Here is a 19170-nt window from a genome sequence, read left to right on the forward strand (position 1 = left end):
GGGATGAAGCACACGGCGATGTAGTCGCCCGGCTCCAGGTCGGCGACCTTGTAGTCGCCCTCACCGGGCGGGGCGAACGCCGGCGCACCGAGGAGCGTGACCTTGGTCATCGCCTCCTCCTCGGGGAGGGCGAGCAGGTCCTCGGCGCTGTCGGTCACACCGTCGTTCTTCTTGGCCAGGATCAGCTCGTGGACCTCGGCGCCCCCGTTGCTGAACTCGAAGCTGGTGACACCGGCCGGCACCTCGTCGGGGATGCCCTCGAAGCCGTAGTCGACGGCCGACACCTCGTGGCTGGTCCAGCCGCAGTTGCCGAGGTCGTACTCGTGGACCGAGGTCTCGGCGGCGACGAAGTCGGGCGACTCGGTGGCCGCCGGGTCGCCGGCGATCATCTGGTCGATCGCGGCGGACATGACGTCGGCCTCTTCGCCGATCTCCTCGGGGATGACTGCCAGGGCCGCGTCGACAGCCGGCCGCAGGTCCGCCTCGGCCCACGCCTGGTAGGCGGTACCGATCTCCTCCTCGGACGCGGTCGCGAAGTCGATCTCGGGCTCCGGGAGCGTCTCGATGGCCAGCGACGCCTCGCAGTACGCCTCGGTGTCCGAGCCCGCGCCCTCGTCGGTGCCGCTGTCGGTTGGGGCCTCGGTGTCGTCGGTGGTGCCGGCGGCGTCGTCGTCATCGTCGCCGCAGCCCGCCGCGACCAGCGTGGCGACGGCCAGAGCCGCCACGACGGTCCTGAGCGATGGTGTCCTCATGATGCTGTCTCCTTGTTGTCGGGTCGCCCGGGTGCTCCGGGGTTGTCGGACCGACGCGCGGGGTCGGTTCCGCCGAACCGCACCTCCCACGCGTCGGCCAGATCGGTCAGCGCGGTGACGGCGTCGCCCTCGTAGGCGGAGCCGTGCATCGTCGCCAGGGTCCGGGGCTCGAAGGCCGCCAGCCGCCGCAGCGCGCTGGGGACCGCCGGTCCGGGTGGCGCCGTCGTCAGCACCGCCTCGGCCTCGAGCGCCGCGGCGACGATGTCGCCGGTCGTGAACGCGGGCGCCGGGCCGAGCTGGGTGAACAGGTCGCCGCACAGCACCGTGCCGGTGGTCTCCTCCACCAGCACCTGCGCTTCCATGTTGTGGGGCGCGTGCGGGGTCGGGACCGCCACCACCCGCCGCCCACCCAGGTCGATCGCCTCGCCGGGGGCCAGGCGCCGGGGCGGGCGGTCGGCCATGTCGTCGAGCGACATCCGACAGCCCCGCGCCCCGAACGCCACCTCCGCGGCCGGCGCCACCGCCAGCAGCAGGTTCATCGCCCCGCACTCGTCGGCCTCGACGTGACCGAACGACAGCCAGCGCAGCCGGGGCACCGGCAGGACCCGCGCCAGGGCGGCCACCACGCCCGAGAACAGCCAGCGCGGGCCGCTGTGGAACAGCAGCGGCTCGTCGGCCAGCACCAGGAACTGGTTCACGGTGAGGCCGCCGTGCGCCGGCACCACGCCCGGCAGGTGCGTGGACAGGCGGTAGATGCCGTCGGTGATCTCGTCGAGCCGGGTATCCATGAGCGGCCCCTCCTTTCGCCCGCAGCATCTGCGGCGCCCATTAGCGAGCGCGAAGCGGTGCTCAGCCGTACGGTGTGGCCCCGAATGCCCAGCTCGTTCCGCTTCGGGCCGCCGACCCCCCGACCCGGCCTGCTGACCCGGCCGCGGCTGCTGCGCGCCCTGCTCGCCCGCTGGGAGCGACGGGTGGTGGCGGTCGTCGGCGGCCCCGGCCTCGGCAAGACGACGCTGCTGGGCCAGGCGCTGGCCGAGAACCTGCTGGCGCCCCGCGGCGACGACGTGTGGGTCGGCGTCGAGGCCCGCGACGCCACCGGCGACGGCCTGGGCCGGGCGGTCGCCCGGGCGCTCGGTGCCCCACCCGAGCAGGGCCACGACCCCGTGGCAGTCGCCGACGTCGTGTGGCAGCGGTCCCCCACGGCGCTGTGCCTGGTCCTCGACGACGTGCACGTGCTCCCGCCGGGCTCCGACGGGGCCCGCTGGCTGGGCGAGCTCGTCGACCACCTGCCCGCCAACGCCCACGTCGTGCTGGCCGGCCGCACGGAACCCCCGATCCCCCTCACCCGGCTGCGCACCCAGGGTGCCGCCCTGGTGGTGGGCGAGGACGAGCTGCGCTTCTCCGACGGGGAGCTGGCCGACTTCGGCGCCCGCCGCGGTGTCGACGTCGACCGGTTCCGCGACACCGGCGGCTGGCCCGCCATGGCCGAGCTGGCGGCCAGCGTGGAGCGCCACCTGGCGGGCGCCTACGTGTGGGAGGAGGTGCTCGAGCCGCTCGGAGCCGAGCGCCGGCGGACCCTGGCCGTGCTGCGCGACCTGGGCGGCGCCGACGACGACCTGGCCGCGGCGGCGCTGGGCGAGCCGGTCGACCTCGGCCGGGTGCTCGACGGCGTGCCGCTGGTCGCCGTGGGCGAGGACGGCTGGCGGGTGCCGCACGCCCTGTGGCACACGGTCGACGGCATCGGCCTCGCCGACGCCGACCGGGCCGCGGTGCGGGGGCGAGCCGTCGGGCACCTGGTGGAGCGGGGGCGCTACGACGACGCCTACGGGCTCGTCGCCGAGGCGGGCCTGTGGGACCTGGCCCCCGGTGTGCTGCGGGCGGCCTGCCTCGCCGGCGACCGGCCCACGTCGGCCCAGCTGCAGCGCTGGCTGGCGGCCAGCCCGGAGCCGGTGCGCACCACCCCGGCCGGCTGCCTCGCCGCCGGGATGCACGCCGGGTTCGTCACGCCGGGCGACGCCATCGGGCCGCTGCAGGTGGCCGCCGAGCGGTGCCGCGCCGAGGGCGACGTCGACGCCGAGCTGGCCGGGCTCGCCGAGCTGGGACGGGTCGCCTGGTGGCTCCAGGACCTGGAGGTGGTGGCGCCGATCGCCGTCCGGGTGAACGAGCTGGCCGAGACCGGCCACCCCCTGGCGGGCGGGCTGTCGACCTTCGGGCGGGCCGTCTTCGCGGACGTGACCGGCGACGACGACGGCGTGATCGCCGCCCTGGACAGCATCGAGCCGGGGGTGCTCGACGCCGGATGGACCGCGTCGGCCCAGTGGCTGAAGGCCCGCATCCTGCTGTCGACGGGTCGTCCCGCGGCGGCCCTCGACGTGCTCGACGCCGTCGACGCCGGCACCGACCCCGTCATGCGGGCCATCGTGGAGTACCTCCGGATCGGGGCGTTGTCGAACGTCGGTCGGGTCGACGAGGCAATGGCCCTGCTGCCCCGGGCCGTGGAGCAGCAGGCGGCGGCCGGGGTCGCCCACAACCGCCGGCTGGCCCTGGTGTCGGCCGGTGCCGCGTTCGCCCACGTCGGCGACGTCGCCACGGCGCGCGGCTACCTGCAGGAGCTGGACGCGCCGGACGCCTCGTGGGCCGACGAGCTCGGCGTGCCGGGCGCGCTCGCCGCGGCGACGGTCCTGGTGGCCGAGGGCGACGAGGACCAGGCCGCGACGGTGCTGCAGACCGCGATCGACCTCCACGGCTTCGACAACAACATCGCCCGCCGGACGTGGCGGGGCTCGTTGCCGCTCACCTACGTGCTGCTGCCGGGGACCCGGGAGCACTGGGACGAGGTGGCCCCGGCCGCCGGGCTGGCGCTGCCGGTGCGGCTCTGCGCCGGCGTCGTCGCGGCCCGCTCGGGTCGGGGGGCCGACGAGCTGCGCGCCCTCGACGTGCCGGACATCGAGGTCGTGCGGGCCCACCTCCACCACCGCTTCGCCGCCGAGCTGGCCGTCGGGCTGGCGGCCGCCGGTCGGCCGGAGGGGCCGGCGCTCCTCGACGTCCTCGGCGCACCGGGGCGGGCGGCCGTGCGGGGCCTGGCCGAGCACCGCGACGGCGGGCAGGCGAAGCAGGCCCGGGCACTGCTGGCCGCGGTGCCCGCTCCCCCGCCGACGGCGACCTGGCTCGCCGTGCTCGGCCCGCTCGAGCTCCGCCGCGACGGACCGACCGGCCCGGAGGTCACCGACACCGACCTGCGCCGGGAGCGGGTCCGGGCCCTGCTGGCGTTCCTCGTCGGGCACCGGGCCACCACCCGGGCCGAGGTCACCGCCACGCTGTGGCCCGACCTCGACGAGCGCTCCCAGGCCAACAACCTCCGGGTCACTCTGAACTACCTCCAGCGGGTGCTGGAGCCGTGGCGGCCGGCGGGTGAGCCCGGCTACCTGGTGCGCACGGAGGGGACGCGGATCGAGCTGGTCGCCGGGGGCGAGCTGCGCATCGACGTCGACGCCTTCGACCGGCACGTCGACCTGGCGGCCGGTGCCGAGGACGACGGCACGCCGTCGCTGGCCCTGGAGCACCACCTCGCCGCGGTCGACCTGTACCGGGGGCCGCTCCACGCCGACGCCGCCGACGCCGAGTGGATCGACCTCGACCGGGAGCACTACGGCACCCGGTTCGTGCGCGCCGCCGTCCGGGCGGGGCAGTTGCTGCTCGGCCACGGCGACCTCGACCACGCCGAGAAGGTCGCCCGACGGGCGCTCGACGTCGACCAGTGGGCCGAGGACGCCCACGGGGTGCTCACCGCCACGGCGCTGGCCCGCGGCGACCGCTCCGCCGCCCAACGCCGGCTCGACCGCGGCCTCGCCGCGTTGGCCGAGCTGGGCGTCGAACCCTCGGACGCGACCCGCCGCCTGCGCCGCCGCATCCGTTCCTGACGTTTGCGTGGCAGGCTGAGCCGATGAGCGACGACGGTCGCTACCGGGAGCGTCGGTCGGCCGGGGTGGCCGGCACGGTGTGGACGCGCACGACCGACGGGTCGTCGCACTGGGTGCTGCCGGACGGGTGCCTCGACGTGATCTGGGACGGCCACGAGCTGGCCGTCGCCGGCCCCGACACCGGCCCCAACCCGAGCGCCCTGCCGGCCGGCACCTCGCTGGTGGCCGTGCGGTTCGACTCCGGCGTGGGCCCGGCGGTCCTCGGCTTCCCGGCCGACGCCGTGCGCGACGAGCGCGTGCCGCTCGCCGACCTCCTGCCCGGTGACGAGGTCGAGCGGCTGGCCGACTCTCTGGACGCCGCCGGCGGCACCGACGCCGACCGGCGGCTCGAACGCTGGGCCGCCGCCCGCCTGGCGGCCGGGTCGGGCCCGGACGGGGCGATGCAGCAGGTGGTCGAGCTGCTCGACGACGGCGTGCGGGTGGCCGAGGTCGCCGACGCCGTGAGCCTCGGCGAGCGCCAGCTCCACCGCCGGTCGCTCGCCGCCTTCGGCTACGGGCCCAAGGTCCTGGCCCGGATCCGCCGCCTGCAGCGGGCGCTCGCCCTCGCCCGGGACGGCACGGCGTTCGCCCGCACCGCCGCCGACGCCGGCTACGCCGACCAGGCCCACCTCGCCCGGGAGGTCCGGGCCCTCGCCGGCCGCCCTCTCGGTCGCCTCGTCGGGAGCCGGACCAGCGGACCTACCCGGTAGGGAGGGCGGCGAAGAGGTCGACGCCGGTGCCGTCGGGGTCGCGCAGGCTGGCGTAGCGCTGGCCCCAGAAGGCGTCCCACGGCTCGAGGTGGCCGTCGAAGCCGGCGTCCACCAGCTCGGCGTAGGTCTTGTCGACGTCGGCCGGGCTGTCGCACTCGAAGGCGAGGCCGGCCCGTGGCGAGCCGGTCGGGGGCGACCAGCTGGGGTCGAACGAGGTGATCGTGTCGACGCTGTCGATCATCAGGCGGAAGCCGCCCGGCAGGGGGACGTCGACGTGCGGCGCCTCGTCGGCGTCGGGCGGGATGTCGAGCCCGAGGGCCCGGTAGAAGGCGAGGGTGCGGGGCAGGTCGCCGGCGACCAGCCCGAAGGCGGAGGGAACAGGTGTCATGACGCCAACGTAAGGAACCCCGCCCGCCGGGTCTTGAACGGATCGGACATGCCCCCGACTCACTCCCGGGTGGCGAGGATGGCGCGCACCAGGCCGACGACCTTGGTCCGCAGGGCCCGGAGCGCGGCGGTGTCGTCGGTGAGGAGGGGGGTCGTCACGAGGGAGCCGACGGCGGCGACGAGCACCTGGCAGGCGAAGCGGTCGCCCTCGTGGCGGGCATCGAGCAGGAGGGCCAGCCGGTCGACGATCCGTTCCTGGAGGGCGGCGCGGCGGGCCAGCGCCTCGGGGCCGGCCGCGTAGACCTCCACCAGGAACACCCGGGCGAGGGCCGGCTGCTCGGCCAGGATGTCGAGGTAGGTGCCGAAGGCGTGCTCGAAGCGCTCCAGCGGCGTGCCCTCGGCCTCGACGGCGGCCTCCTCGATCCGGTGCAGCAACAGCTCGCCGGCGGCGTCGAAGGCCTGCATGAAGCAGTCGAGCTTCGAGGAGAACAGCTGGTAGAAGGTCTCCCGCCCGACACCGGACCGCTTCAGCACGTCGGCCACCGACGTCCCGACGTAGCCCTTCTCGGTCATCGCCGTGGCCAGCGCCATGAGCAGCCGCGCCCGCTGCGACGCCTCGACCTCCTCCCGGCTGAGGTCGTGACGGCCCCGCGGGAGGCGTTCGGCTCCGGTCAGGGCGGGCACGAGTCGACGGGTGGGGTGCCGTCGGCGAAGCGGGTGGTGAGCCACTCGGTCACCTGGGCCTCGGTGCGGGGGATGATGTTCCCGTGGTCGGCGCCGTCGACCACCACCAGCTCGGTGACCTGGCCGGCGTCGCAGAGCCGGCCGAACAGCATCCGCACCCGGTCGATCGCCACCGTGGTGTCGGCGGTGCCGGACACCAGCAGCAGCGGGGCGTCGACGGCGACGTCGCCCACGTCGTTGGCCCGCACCAACGACCGGGCGGGCTCGGTGTCGACCGGGTCGTGGGCGTAGAAGTCCTCGGCCGGGATGGCGGCCAGGGGGATGCTGATGGCGTCGAGGCACTCCTCGAGGATCATGCCGGCGGCCGCCTGGAGGCCCGGGCCGGCGTAGTCGTCCGGGTCGATCTCGGGGTGCTCGCTGGGGGCGCTGTAGAGGGCGAGCGCCCCGACCACCCGGGCCACGACCTCGTCGGCGGGGCCGAACGTCTTGTCGAGGTCCGACCCCGGCGCCAACGCCACCGTGCCGATCAGGTCGAGCTCGGGGGCGTGGTCGGCGGCCAGCTCGGCGGCCGCCAGCGCGCCGTGGCCGCCCTGGGAGTGGCCGATCGCCACCCAGCGGGTGCCGGCGTGGGCCTCGGGCAGGTTCCGGGCGGCCCGCACGGCGTCGATGACGGCGTTGCCCTCGCTCGGCTTCGAGAGGTAGGGGTGGATCTCGCCGACCGGGCCGAGGCCCACGTAGTCGGTGGCCACCGCCACGCCTTCGACCCCGAAGGCGGGCGCGGCGCCGCCCGTGCGGCTGGGCGCGCACTTCGACACCACGCCCGTGGTGCCGTGGGCCCAGGAGACCACCGGCCATCCACCCTCGGGGGCGGGCGCCGTCGGGTAGGTGACGATGCCGGTGACGGCCCGGTCGCGCTCGGAGGCGTCCTGCGAGTGGTACATCACCCGGATGGTGGTCGACCCGCCGTCCGACTCGACGTCCTGGGTCCGGATCAGCTGGCCCGGCTCCCCCTCCGGCAGCGGGTCGGGCACCCGGTAGAAGTCGTCCACCGACCCGGTGAACTGCTCCGGCGGCACGGTCGTCGTGGTGGTCGTGTCCGACGGAGCGCCGCTGTCACCGTCGCCGTCGTCGCTGCACGCCGACAGGCCGACGAACAGCAGTCCTGCGGCCATCGCTGCGCACCCGCGTCCGATCCCCATGGTGTCCCCCCACTTGTCGAACAACCTTGTTCGCAAACCTACCCGCGGCGCAGCTCGGCCGTCAGGTGGGGTTGGTGGGGCTGGCCGACGGCACCCATGGCGAGGTCGTAGCGCAGGACGTCGCCGGCGACCGTGATCGTGCGGGCCACGCTCTGCACGTCCTTCGCGGTCGACGTGTGGGTCACGCTGGTGGAGGTCAGCCGCAGCTCGACGCCGTCGGCCGTCACCGTGACCGTGCCCTCGGCCACCTCGGCGATCCCGCTCGGGTGGGCCAGCACCAGCTCGACCCGCCCGTCGCCGACCCCACGCAGGTAGCCGGTCTCGGCGTGGGCGGGCAGCCCGGTGCCGAGGTTGACGGTTCCCTGCCGGTAGGCGAGGAAGGGCTTGCCGACGTGGCCGAAGCTGATCTCCTCCCGGTAGCCGAACGGCTCGATCGTCGGGTAGTGGCCGGTGCCTTCGCCGGACCAGGTGCCCAGCAGGCACGCCAGGGCGGCGACGTCAGGATGAAGCTCGGGTTCCACGCCCCGACCGTACGCCCCCTGCCCGGGGGCGCCGGTCAGAGGCTGGTGAGGGCGAGGCCGAGGGAGGCGGCGGCGAGACCCACCAGCAGGCTCGTGCCGGCGTAGCGCACGGCGTCGTCGAGGGCGCCCTCCTCGGCGAGGCGGACGGTCTCGAAGGTGAGGGTGGAGAAGGTGGTGTAGGCGCCGAGCCCGCCGGTGCCGAGGACGGTGCGGGTGGTGGCGTCGAGGTCGTGGTGGAGGCCGAGCCCGGTGAGCAGGCCGAGCAGGAAGCAGCCGGTGACGTTGACGGTGAACGTCCCCCACGGGAAGGCGCCGGCCGTGCGGTCCTGGACCCAGCCGTCGAGCAGGTAGCGGGCGGGTGCGCCGACGGCGGCGGCGGCGAGGAACGCCGCCCAGGCGGGTCCCGTCACGTCGGCGCTCCCCGGCGGCCCACCCGGATGCCGGCCGCGGCGAGGGCGAGGCCCGCCGCCAGGCTGCCGACGCCGTAGAGGAGCGCGGTGGCCGTGTGGCCGTCCTTCAGCAGGAGCGCGGTCTCCACCGCGTAGGTCGACATGGTGGTGAACGCCCCGAGGATGCCGGTGGCGACGAAGGGGCGCAGGTAGCGGGTCGGCGGGAGGCGCTCGATCACCAGCACCAGGAGCAGGCCCAGGAGGAAGCTGCCGGACAGGTTGGTCCAGAACGTCGCCCAGGGGAACCGCCCGGGGTCGGTGGGGAGCCAGCGGGTGACGCCGTACCGCGCCGACGCCCCGACCATCCCGCCCAGGGCGATCACGGCGAGCGTGCCGGGAACTGCCGGGGCGAGGTCGGGGTCGACGGGGATGACGACGTCGTCGGGCTCCACGGCCCCGGTTCTACCCGTCGGCCGGGGGCTCCTCGGTGTCATCGGTGTCGGCGGTGTCGTCGGTTTCGTCGGTGGCGAGGATGGCGTAGAGCTTCCGCCGGGTGTCCTTGAGGACGTCCATGGCTTCGGCCCGCTGCCGGTCGCTGCCGGCCATGCCCACCTCGCGCAGGGCGTTGAGGATGCCGCCGACGGCCTCCCGTAGCCCGTGCGCCTCGGTGGCCGCCTCGGCGTCGGCGTAGTCGGCCCACGGGGGGCGTTCGGCGGCCTTGGTGGCGACCTCGCGCCCGGCGTCGGTCAGGGTGAAGCGCCGGCGGCCCTCCACCTGCTCGCCGACGACGAGCCCCTCGTCCTCGAGGAGCTGCAGCGTCGGGTAGACGGAGCCGGGGCTCGGTCGCCAGATGCCGCCGGTGCGGGAGTCCAGCTCCTGGATCATCTCGTAGCCGTGCATCGGCTGCTCGACGAGGAGGGCGAGGATGGCGGCGCGGACGTCGCCGCGTCGGCCCCGGCGACCGCCGCCGTGACGGCCGCGGCCCGGTCCCCGACCGAAGGCCCCGGGCGGGAACACCTGGTCCCAGGCGCCGAAGGGGCGACCGGAACGTCCCGGCCCCGGACCCGGCCCGCGCCCGTAGCGACGGTCGAAGGGCCGGTTGGTTGGTCTGTCGAAGTTGCGCATGTTTCTCTGTCTCCTGAAGGTCGACTGTCTTTCGATAGCTGAACGATATATCGCTAACTATCGAATCCCAACCTCATAGGATCGCCAGCGATGGACGTCGTGACGCCGAGGGCGCTCAACCGGGCGGTGTTGGAGCGACAGCTGCTGCTCCGGCGGGCCGATCTGGGGGTGACCGAGGCCGTCGAGCGGCTGCTCGGACTGAACGCCCAGGACCCGAACCCGCCGTACGTCGCCCTCTGGAGCCGCCTCGAGCCGTTCGCCATCGGCGACCTGACGGCCGCCATCGAGGACCGATCCGTCGTGCGCTCGACCCTGCTGCGGTCCACCCAGCACCTGGTGACGGTGGCCGACTTCCGGCTGCTGCGGCCGGCGCTGGCCCCACTGCTGCGCCGGGTGCAGCGCAACGCCTTCGGGCGCCGCACCGAGGGCGTCGACCTCGACGCCCTGGTCGCCGAGACCCGGGAGCTGCTGGCGGACGGGCAGGTGCTGACCCGCCCCGAGCTGGGCCGGCGGCTCGCCGAGTCCCGGCCGGACGCCGACGCCAACGCCCTCGGCTGGACGGTGCAGTACCTGCTGCCGCTGGTCCACCCGGCCCCCAGCGGCACCTGGAACAGCCGCGGGCCGACGCCCTGCGCCGCCGCCGACTGGACCGGCGTCGACGGGCAGGAGGCCACGGCCGACGACCGGCGGCGGCTGGTCCGGCGCTACCTGGCAGCCTTCGGACCGGCGACCGCGGCCGACGCCCGGGCCTGGTCCGGGATCGGCGGGCTGCGGGAGGTGTTCGCCGACCTGCGGCGGGAGCTGCGGGTCGACGCCGACGAGTCGGGCCGGGTGCTGTTCGACCTGCCCGACGCCCCGAGGCCGCCCGCCGACGTCCCGGCGCCGGTGCGGTTCCTGCCCCCGTTCGACGCCCCGCTGCTGGCCTACGCCGACCGCACCCGGGTGATGACCCCCGAGGTCCGCCGCGTGGTGTGCGAGGGCGCCGCGGTGTGGGCCACGGTCCTCGTCGACGGCACGGTCGCGGCGACGTGGACGGTGGCGCGTCCTGACGGCCGGGACGACGACTCCGTCGTGCTGGCGGTGCAGCCGCTGCGCCCGCTGGCGCCGGCGGACCGGGCCGCCGTCGAGGCCGAGTGCGACCGCCTGCTGGCGTTCACCCACCCCGACGCCGGCCGTCGCGACGTGCGGCTACTGCCGGTCGACCACGCGTAGGGGCAGCCGGGCGCGGATGTCGCCCGCAGAGGCGGCGACGAGGATCTCGCGGTCGCCGGGGTCGATCGTCCAGTGGCCGCCGACGTCGTCCCAGCGGCGGAGCGACGCGACGGGAACGTCGACCGACACGGTGGTCGTCGTGCCCGGCGGGACCACGGTGCGGGCGAAGGCGACCAGCGCCTTCGGGGGCATCTCCGGGCAGGGGTGGGTGGCGTAGACCTGGACGACCTCGGTGGCCGGCCGCTCCCCTGTCGCCGTCACGTCGACCGCCACGGTCACCGGGCCCTCGGCGTCGGCCGCGACCCCGGACGTCGAGAGCCGGGCGCCCTCCCACCGCGACGTGCCGTACGAGAGGCCGTGACCGAAGGGCCACAGCGGCTCCACGCCCGACGCGTCGTGGCCCCGGTAGCCCATGAAGCGGCCCTCGCCGTAGGTCTGGGTGCCGGCGACCGGCCGGTAGTGGGGCCAGGCGGGGCAGTCCTCCAGCCGCCGGGGGTAGGTGACCGGCAGGCGGCCGCCGGGGTCGGCGTCGCCCACCAGTACGGCGGCGACGGCGGGCCCGGTCTCCTCCCCGGCGAACGAGGCGACCAGCACGGCGTCGACCTCGTCGACCCACGGCATCGCCACCGGCGACCCGGCGTTGACCACCACGACCGTGCGGGGCGCGACGGCGGCCACCCGGCGCACCAGCTCGTCCTGGTCGCCGGGCAGGGCGATCGTCGCGCGGTCGGTGCCCTCGGTCTCCCACTCGTCGTTGGTGCCGACGACGACCACCGCCACGTCGCACGACGCGGCCGCGGCGACGGCCTCGTCGAGGAGCGGCGGCGGGTCGAGCAACCGGGCGCCGAGCGTCAGGCCGGTGAAGCCCTGGATGCCGCTCGAGATCGCCTGCACCCGGAGCGGCTCCCCGGCCCGGCAGTCGACGACGGCGGTCTGCTCCTCGGAGCCCCAGCCGAACATCCACTCGCCCCGGGGCAGGCGCCGGTCGGGGTCGTCGAGCACCACGGTGTCGCCCACCGTGACGCGGCCCTTGCCGGCGACGATCGCCCCGAAGACGTGGGGCCCGTCGTGGTCGGGGACGACGTCGCCGACGAGCGTCACCCAGAACTCGCGGTCGCCGATGCCCTCCGGGGTGTTGCCGAAGCTCATGAACCTCGACGTGCGGACCACGTCGTACGCCACCGGCTCGACCTCGGGGTCCGAGCCGTCACGGAACTCCACCAGCAGCAGGCCCGGCTGGCCGTCGGGCGCACGCAGCGCCGGTCCACCGATGCGCGGCGCGAGGACGTCGATCGACGAGCCGGGTGCGTGAGCCACCACGGCTGCGCCGAGACGGTCGACGAGGGCGTCGAGGATCGACGGGTACGGCAGCGGGTCGAGCGACGAGCTCCCGCCGCCCATGATCCGGGTGCGGGCGGCGTTGGGCCCGATCACCGCCACCCGCGCCCCCGCCGCCAGCGGCAGCGTGCCGTCGCGGTTGACCACCAGCACCAGCGACGCGATCGCGGCCCGCCGGCACAGCGCCCGCTCGTCGGGGTCGTCGACGGCCTGCGGGGTGACGCCGGAGGGGCGCGACGCGGCGTGGGTGCGGGCCAGGAGCCACTGCAGCTCGGCGACCCGGGCATCCACCACCGCCGGATCGACCTCACCCTTGCGCACGGCGTCGGCCAGCTGCTCGCCGAACACGGTGATCGGGCCCGGCATCGCCACCGTGAGCCCGCCCTCGGCGGCGGCGACAGTGTCGTGCGCGCCGATCCAGTCGGACACCACGAAGCCGTCGAAGCCCCACTCGTCGCGCAGGATCTCCCGCAGCAGGTGGCCGTTGTGGGCGCAGAACTCCCCGTCGACCCGGTTGTAGGCGGCCATGATCCCCCACGCCCCGGCCTCCCGGACGACGGCCTCGAACGGGCGCAGGTACAGCTCCCGCAGGGTCGACTCCGCCAGCCGGACGTCGACCCACATGCGCTCGACCTCGGTGTCGTTGGCCACGAAGTGCTTCACCGCCACCGCGACGCCGTGGGCCTGGACGCCCCGCACGTAGGCGACCGCCAGGCGGGCCGTCAGCTCGGGGTCCTCGGAGAAGCTCTCGAACACCCGGCCGCCGATGGGCGTGCGGTGGAGGTTCACGGTGGGGCCCAGCAGCACGTGGACGGCCTTGCGCCGGGCCTCGCGGCCGAGGAGGTCGCCGATGGCGCCCACCAGCTCGGGGTCCCAGGTCGACCCGAGGGCGATGCCGACCGGCACCGCCACGCTCTCGACGAACGACGCGCCCACCGGCTCGCCCCGCACGCCGTTGGGGCCGTCGGACATCGTGACCGGAGGGATGCCGAGGCGCTCGATGCCGTGGGTCCGCCACGTCGTCGCGCCGCCCAGCAGCCGGCATCTCTCGTCCAGCGTGAGCCGCTCGAGGTCCATGTCCGTCCCCCCTTCGGAGCTACGCTAACGGCACTTTTCGACGGCCGTAGATAAGTCGCTGGTAGCCTCTGGCTCCGTGCTGGGGACCACGACGAAAGCTGCCGCGCGACGGACGGGCCGACCGCCCCGGATCACCCGCGACCAGGTGGCCGAGGCCGCTGCCAAGCTCGGTCCCACCGGGCTCACGGTCCAGGCCGTAGCCGACGCCCTCGGCGTCACCCGGGCGGCGATCTACCACTACGTCCACGACGTGGAGGAGCTGCGCCGCATCGCCGCCTACTCGCCGGTCTCCCCCTTCGCCGTCCCCGCCGACGGGCACACGAGCTGGCAGGACTGGCTGCGCGACTTCGCCCGGGCCGCCCGGGCCTGGCGCCTGGCCCACGGCGAGCGCTACCTCCCGCTGACCTTCGACCTGCCCGAGACGAGCTGGTTCCTCGGAGTGGTCGACCGCGCCGTCGCTCGGCTGGTCGACGCCGGCTTCCCCGAGCGCCACGCCCGGCAGGCCTTCCAGTTCCTGGCGGGCGTGGTGTGGATCAACGCCCAGGACGAGCTCGGCACCGGCGGGCCGGCCGGCGACCCCGACGGGCGCTTCGAGCGGGAGATCGACTGGGTGATCGTCGCCCTCGAGCACGAGCTGGAGGAGCTCCGCTGACCGCCGCCGATCCGCCCCGACAGCCCAACGTCGTGCTGATCAACTGCGACGACCTGGGCTACGGCGACCTCGGCTGCTACGGCTCGCCGCTGAACCGCACGCCCACCCTCGACCGGCTGGCCGACGAGGGCCTGCGCTTCGACGACTTCTACATGGCCTCGCCGGTGTGCTCGCCGTCGCGGGGTGCCCTGCTCACCGGGTGCTACCCGCCCCGGATCGGGTTCGGGTCGTTCGACGGGATCCCCGTGCTGTTCCCCGGCCAGCCGATCGGCCTGCCTCCCGACGAGGTCAGCCTCGGCCGGCTGCTGTCGTCGGCGGGCTACCGCACGATGATGATCGGCAAGTGGCACTGCGGCGACCAGCCCGAGTTCCTGCCCACCAACCACGGCTTCGACCACTACTTCGGGCTCCCCTACAGCAACGACATGGGCCGCCAGGCGGGCGACGATGCCAACGGCGCCGGCTACCCGCCGCTGCCCCTCCTGTGGGACGACGAGGTGGTCGAGCAGCAGCCGGACCAGGCGTCGCTCACCGGGCGCTACGTCACCGAGGCCGTCCGCTTCCTGCGCTCCGCGGCGGAGGGGCCGTTCTTCCTCTACCTGGCGCACATGTACGTCCACCTGCCGATCTACGTCCAGGAGCGCTTCGCCCGGCAGTCCCGCAACGGGGCCTACGGGGCGGCGGTCGAGTCGATCGACTGGGCGACGGCGGTCGTCCTGCAGGAGCTGGAGGCGCTGGGGCTGGCGGACGACACCATCGTGATCTTCACCAGCGACAACGGCTCACGTGGGGTGGGCGGTGGCAGCAACCTGCCGCTGCGGGGCGCCAAGGGCACCACGTGGGAGGGCGGGCAGCGGGTGCCGTGCATCGTGCGCTGGCCCGGCCGGGTGGCGCCGGGGCGGGTGACGGAGGAGCTGGCGACCGCCATGGACCTCTTCCCCACGCTCGCCCGGCTGTGCGAGGCGCCGCTGCCGACCGACCGCACCATCGACGGCCGCGACATCACGCCGCTGCTGCTCGACCCGGCGGCGACGTCGCCGCACGAGGCGTTCCTCTACTACTTCATGGACGACCTGGAGGCGGTGCGGTCGGGCCGCTGGAAGCTCCACTTCGCCAAGCACGGCGAGGCTGTGGCGGGGCTGTACGACCTGGAGGCCGACCCCGGCGAGACGACCGACGTGTTGTCGTCGAACCCTGCGGTGGTCGCCGAGCTGGAGGCCCACGCCGAGCAGGCCCGCCGGTCGCTGGGCGACGCCCGCCTCGACCGGGTGGGCGCCGACGTCCGCCCCATCGGCCGCGTCCCCGACATCCGTCGCCGCACCCTCACCACCTACGACCCCACCCACCCCTACTACGCGGCCGAGTACGACCTCCCCCACCGCGGCTGACATCGGCGGTCGTTCGGGTTATCGTTCCCCGTGGCGCCGTCCTGCGCCCCACCTCTCATCCGGTGCTCACGCCACCGGCCTCGCGGAGGCAAAGGGGACTTCGAGTCCTCGGGATCGGTGTTGCTGTGTCATCCGCCCTGTCCGGCGGGGCCGACGGGAGCGTGAGTCCTGCGGGCCCGTGCCGTGACGAGGAGCACGAGATGACCAAGCAGAGGTCGTTCAAGACCCGCATCCGCACCCGCATGGGCAAGACCGGCGAGAGCTATGCCGCCGCCCGTCGCCAACTCCTGGTGAAGGTGAGCCCCACAGTGCCCGCCTCGCCGACCGAGCCCGAGCTGGAGGCGGCGAGGATCTCCGACACCGCCATCCGCGAGCGCACCGGCCGCGCCTGGGACGAGTGGTTCGCGCTGCTCGACGCCTGGGGTGCCACCGACCACAACCACACCGAGATCGCCCGTTGGCTGCGCACCGAGCAGGGTGTCGACAGCTGGTCGTCGCAGAGCGTCTCGGTGGCGTACGAACACGCCCGCGGCCTGCGGGCGATCGGCCAGAACCACGCCGGCGACTTCACCGCCAGCGCCAGCCGCACCGTGGCCGTCACGCCGGAGGTGGCCTTCGAAGCCTTCGCCGACGAGACGGTGCGAGAGCGGTGGCTGCCCGACGCCGAGGTCGCCGTCCGCACGGCTACCTCGCCCAAGTCGTTCCGGGCCGACTGGAACGGCGGTGCCAGCCGCATCGTCGTCGCCTTCGCCGCCAAGAGCGACACGAAGACCCAGGTGGCGATCATCCACGAGAAGCTCGCCGACGCCGCCGAGGTCACCCGCCTCAAGTCCTACTGGCGCGAGCGCCTCACCGCCCTCAAGACCCTCGTCGAAGCCTGAAGGAGACCACCGTGCAGACGTTCATCAACCTTCCCGTGAAGGACCTGCCCAAGGCGGTCGAGTTCTTCTCCGCTCTCGGCTTCGTGTTCGACGAGCAGTTCACCGACGAGAACGGCACCCGCATGATCCTCGGCGACGAGACGTCGGTGATGCTGGTCACGGAGCCGATCTTCGGGGGCTTCGTTGTGCCGCTCGACGTGGTCGACACCTCGCAGGCCCGTGAGGTGATCGTGGGCCTGGCGGCCGACAGCCGGGAGCAGGTCGACGACATGCTCCACAAGGTCGTCGCCGCCGGCGGCCGGGAGCTGGGCGAGCCCCAGGACGACGGCTTCATGTACATGCGAGGCTTCCTCGACCTCGACGGCCACCAGTGGTCGTTCATCCACATGGCCATGTAGCCGGGACTAGACATCACGGCCATGTTGGTGCGCCTCGAGACCCCGGGAGATGCGGACGACGTGCGGGCGGTCCACGCCGCGGCGTTCGCGTCGTCGGTGCCGGACGACACCGGTGCCGAACCGGTGGAGGTGACGCTGGTCGACCAGCTGCGGGCGTCGGGCGCGGTGGTGCCGGGCCTGGCGTTCGTGGCTGTGGTCGACGGCCTGGTCGTCGGCCACGTGGTCTGCAGCCGGGGTCACCTCGACCCCGGCGGGCAGCCCGCGCTCGGCCTCGGGCCGCTCGGCGTGCGGCCGGAGCACCAGCGTGGGGGCGTCGGCTCGGCGCTGATGCACGCCGTCCTCGGCGCCGCCGACGCGCTGGGCGAGCCCCTCGTCGCGCTGCTGGGCGAGCCCGACTACTACGGGCGGTTCGGCTTCGCCCTGTCGACCCGCCACGGCATCGCCCCACCCGACCCGGCGTGGGGCGAGTACTTCCAGGTCCGCCCGCTGACCGCCCACACCACCGACCTCACCGGCACCTTCCACTACGCCGCCGCCTTCGACGGCCTGTAGCCGCTGGCGGGAACGCCACTCCCAGCGCCTTCGTCGCCGCCTTCCGTCGTGAGATCGGCACAACCCCCGCCGACAACTTCCGATAAGCCCGACCTGGCGCGCTTGACCACGTCGTGGCTGGGTAAGTGGTGCGGTGAGCACGTTGTGAGGAGGCGCCATGTTCGGTCGGAGGGCCCACCGGGGCAACCCCGAGGAGCTGGTGGCCGACGCCGAGCTGGTGCTCGCCGGGCGCTACGCCGACCATCTGCTGGAGCACCGCCGGCCCGTCCCGGCCTGGGCGTGGACGAACCTGCTGTCGCACGCGTGTGCCGAGGACCTGCACCACGCCCGGATCGCCCACATGAGCCGGGCCGTCGGGCCGTCGGCGGTGTGGCTGAGCGCCCGGGCCTACCTCGCCGGCGAGGTGCTCGACGCCGCTGCCCGCCACGGATCGCTCGACCAGCTCCAGGCCGAGGCGCTCGTCCCGGTGGAGCTGGCGCTGATGACGGACGCCAAGGCCGACCACGACGAGCCGGCGCCGTCGGAGTGGGTGTCGGCGGTGCTGTCGGCCCTGGCGAAGCACCGCTCCACCAGCAACGGGGTCTAGCCTCGACCCGGCCGTGACCGGGACCTCGTGCGACCTCTACGAGCTGACGATGGCGGTCAGCTACCTCGATCAGGGGATGGGCGGCGAGGCGGTGTTCAGCCTCTACCCCCGGGTCCTGCCACCGGACCGGGGCTACCTGGTGGCGGCGGGCGTGGACGACGCCGTCGACGCGGTCTGCGCCCTGCGGTTCGACGACGACGAGCTGGCCTGGCTGGGCGGGATCGGCTTCCGCCCCGACGCCGTCGCCCGCCTCGCCGACGTCCGCTTCACCGGCGAGATCCACGCCGTGCCCGAGGGCCGGATCGTCACCGCGGGCGAGCCGATCCTGGAGATCACGGCCCCGCTGGTGGAGGCGCAGCTGGTGGAGACCATCGTGTTGAACCAGGTCACCTACCAGACCGCCATCGCCACCAAGGCGGCCCGGTGCGTCGACGCCGCTGCGGGCCGCATCGCCCTGGCCGACTTCGCCTTCCGCCGCACCCACGGCGTAGAGGCGGCCCTGGCGGTGGCCCGGGTGTCGGCCATGGTCGGCTTCGTCGGCACCAGCAACGTGCCGGCGGCCCGGCGCTTCGGGCTGCCGGCCGTGGGGACGATGGCGCACTCCTACGTCGAGGCCTTCCCCAGCGAGCGCGACGCCTTCCGCACCTTCGCCGGCCTGTTCCCCGACCGGGCGACGTTCCTGGTCGACACCTACGACACACTCGAGGGTGTGCGGGCGGCGGCCGACGTGATCCGGGAGCTGGGGCTGGCGCAGGACGTCGGCGTCCGGCTCGACAGCGGTGACCTCGCCGGCCTGGCCCGGTCGGCGCGCACGATCCTCGACGACGCCGGCCTGCCGCACGTGCGGATCCTCGCCAGCGGCGGCCTCGACGAGCACTCGATCGCCGAGCTGGTGCAGGCCGGGGTGCCGATCGACGCCGTGGGCGTGGGCTCCCAGCTCGGCGTGTCGGCCGACGCCCCGACGGTCGAGACGGCCTACAAGCTGGTGAGCTACGAGGGTCGGCCGGTGCGCAAGCGGTCGCCGGGCAAGGCCAGCTTCCCCGGCGCCAAGCAGGTGTGGCGCTCACCCGAGGGCGACCGGATCACCGCCCGCGACGAGGTCGTCGCCGACGCCGAGCCGCTGCTGGTGCCGATGGTGCGGGACGGCCGACGGGTCGTCGAGCGGCCGACGATCGAGGCGAATCGCCAGGTGTTCCGGCGGGACCTGGAGGCGCTGCCGGCGGTGGCACGCCGGCTGCGGTCGCCGGAACCGCTGGCGGCGACGTTCTCGCCGGCACTGCTGCAGCTGGCCGCCGAGGCCGACGCGGCGCACCCCTGATTCCCTCTGGCGAGTGGCGTGCATGCGTCTGCACCGGCTAGT

The 19170-nt window shown here is 74.6% G+C and carries 20 protein-coding genes; 10 read left to right on the top strand and 10 right to left on the bottom strand.

Going from position 1 to position 19170, the window contains the following annotated elements:
- Nucleotides 1-752 (bottom strand): hypothetical protein (locus VK611_07605; protein ID HMG41180.1); only part of this gene is annotated, 752 nt, incomplete at its 3' end.
- A complete protein-coding gene (locus tag VK611_07610; GenBank protein HMG41181.1) occupies nt 749-1540 on the bottom strand; it encodes an MBL fold metallo-hydrolase in 792 nt (263 codons plus the stop codon). The genes VK611_07605 and VK611_07610, both read right to left, overlap by 4 nt.
- An 84-nt stretch (nt 1541-1624) precedes the next feature.
- On the opposite strand from VK611_07610, the gene VK611_07615 reads away from it, so the two are divergent.
- The gene (locus tag VK611_07615; GenBank protein ID HMG41182.1) at nt 1625-4672 is read left to right on the top strand and encodes a BTAD domain-containing putative transcriptional regulator; all 3048 of its coding nucleotides are present in this window, start codon (nt 1625-1627) and stop codon (nt 4670-4672) included.
- Between the two features lie 23 nt (nt 4673-4695).
- Nucleotides 4696-5421 carry an AraC family transcriptional regulator gene (locus VK611_07620; protein ID HMG41183.1) on the top strand — a complete coding sequence of 242 codons (726 nt, stop codon included), beginning with the start codon at nt 4696-4698 and terminating at the stop codon, nt 5419-5421.
- Here VK611_07620 and VK611_07625 read toward each other — a convergent pair.
- The 7 genes from VK611_07625 to VK611_07655 form a co-directional block, all read right to left on the bottom strand.
- Complete coding sequence (locus tag VK611_07625; GenBank protein ID HMG41184.1) at nt 5411-5809, bottom strand: VOC family protein; 399 nt, start codon at nt 5807-5809, stop codon at nt 5411-5413. The genes VK611_07620 and VK611_07625 overlap by 11 nt on opposite strands.
- A gap of 59 nt (nt 5810-5868) precedes the next feature.
- On the bottom strand, nt 5869-6492 hold the full coding sequence (locus VK611_07630; GenBank protein HMG41185.1) for a TetR/AcrR family transcriptional regulator: 624 nt from the start codon (nt 6490-6492) through the stop codon (nt 5869-5871).
- Nucleotides 6480-7664 carry a lipase family protein gene (locus VK611_07635; GenBank protein ID HMG41186.1) on the bottom strand — a complete coding sequence of 395 codons (1185 nt, stop codon included), beginning with the start codon at nt 7662-7664 and terminating at the stop codon, nt 6480-6482. Before VK611_07635 ends, VK611_07630 begins: the two co-directional genes overlap by 13 nt.
- Before the next feature lie 65 nt (nt 7665-7729).
- Nucleotides 7730-8212, bottom strand: coding sequence for an FABP family protein (locus tag VK611_07640; GenBank protein HMG41187.1), 483 nt, complete (start codon nt 8210-8212; stop codon nt 7730-7732).
- A gap of 35 nt (nt 8213-8247) precedes the next feature.
- Nucleotides 8248-8622, bottom strand: coding sequence for a fluoride efflux transporter CrcB (gene crcB / locus VK611_07645; protein HMG41188.1), 375 nt, complete (start codon nt 8620-8622; stop codon nt 8248-8250).
- Nucleotides 8619-9053 carry a fluoride efflux transporter CrcB gene (gene crcB, locus VK611_07650; GenBank protein HMG41189.1) on the bottom strand — a complete coding sequence of 145 codons (435 nt, stop codon included), beginning with the start codon at nt 9051-9053 and terminating at the stop codon, nt 8619-8621. Before crcB (VK611_07650) ends, crcB (VK611_07645) begins: the two co-directional genes overlap by 4 nt.
- Nucleotides 9054-9063: 10 nt before the next feature.
- Entirely contained in the window at nt 9064-9726 is a 663-nt protein-coding gene (locus VK611_07655; protein HMG41190.1) for a PadR family transcriptional regulator, read from the bottom strand.
- Nucleotides 9727-9816: 90 nt separating this feature from the next.
- Between VK611_07655 and VK611_07660 the strand changes: the two genes are divergently transcribed.
- Nucleotides 9817-10938, top strand: coding sequence for a winged helix DNA-binding domain-containing protein (locus tag VK611_07660; GenBank protein HMG41191.1), 1122 nt, complete (start codon nt 9817-9819; stop codon nt 10936-10938).
- Here VK611_07660 and VK611_07665 read toward each other — a convergent pair.
- On the bottom strand, nt 10915-13353 hold the full coding sequence (locus tag VK611_07665; protein HMG41192.1) for a glycoside hydrolase family 3 C-terminal domain-containing protein: 2439 nt from the start codon (nt 13351-13353) through the stop codon (nt 10915-10917). The genes VK611_07660 and VK611_07665 overlap by 24 nt on opposite strands.
- A 76-nt stretch (nt 13354-13429) precedes the next feature.
- Between VK611_07665 and VK611_07670 the strand changes: the two genes are divergently transcribed.
- The 7 genes from VK611_07670 (at nt 13430) to VK611_07700 (ending at nt 19128) form a co-directional block, all read left to right on the top strand.
- Nucleotides 13430-14005: a TetR/AcrR family transcriptional regulator C-terminal domain-containing protein gene (locus tag VK611_07670; protein HMG41193.1), complete on the top strand. Its 576-nt coding sequence runs from the start codon at nt 13430-13432 to the stop codon at nt 14003-14005.
- 32 nt (nt 14006-14037) lie between these two features.
- Nucleotides 14038-15393, top strand: coding sequence for a sulfatase (locus VK611_07675; protein HMG41194.1), 1356 nt, complete (start codon nt 14038-14040; stop codon nt 15391-15393).
- Nucleotides 15394-15593: 200 nt separating this feature from the next.
- Nucleotides 15594-16274, top strand: a complete 681-nt coding sequence (locus VK611_07680) for a hypothetical protein (protein HMG41195.1) — start codon at nt 15594-15596, stop codon at nt 16272-16274.
- An 11-nt stretch (nt 16275-16285) separates the two neighbouring features.
- Nucleotides 16286-16672 carry a VOC family protein gene (locus tag VK611_07685; protein HMG41196.1) on the top strand — a complete coding sequence of 129 codons (387 nt, stop codon included), beginning with the start codon at nt 16286-16288 and terminating at the stop codon, nt 16670-16672.
- Nucleotides 16673-16693: 21 nt separating this feature from the next.
- Nucleotides 16694-17224, top strand: a complete 531-nt coding sequence (locus VK611_07690; GenBank protein ID HMG41197.1) for an N-acetyltransferase — start codon at nt 16694-16696, stop codon at nt 17222-17224.
- A gap of 157 nt (nt 17225-17381) precedes the next feature.
- Nucleotides 17382-17810, top strand: coding sequence for a hypothetical protein (locus VK611_07695; GenBank protein HMG41198.1), 429 nt, complete (start codon nt 17382-17384; stop codon nt 17808-17810).
- 13 nt (nt 17811-17823) lie between these two features.
- Entirely contained in the window at nt 17824-19128 is a 1305-nt protein-coding gene (locus tag VK611_07700; GenBank protein ID HMG41199.1) for a nicotinate phosphoribosyltransferase, read from the top strand.
- The last annotated feature ends 42 nt before the right edge of the window (nt 19129-19170 follow it).

This window comes from Acidimicrobiales bacterium (assembly GCA_035316325.1).
Taxonomy (GTDB): Bacteria; Actinomycetota; Acidimicrobiia; order Acidimicrobiales; family VFJN01; genus DASXTK01.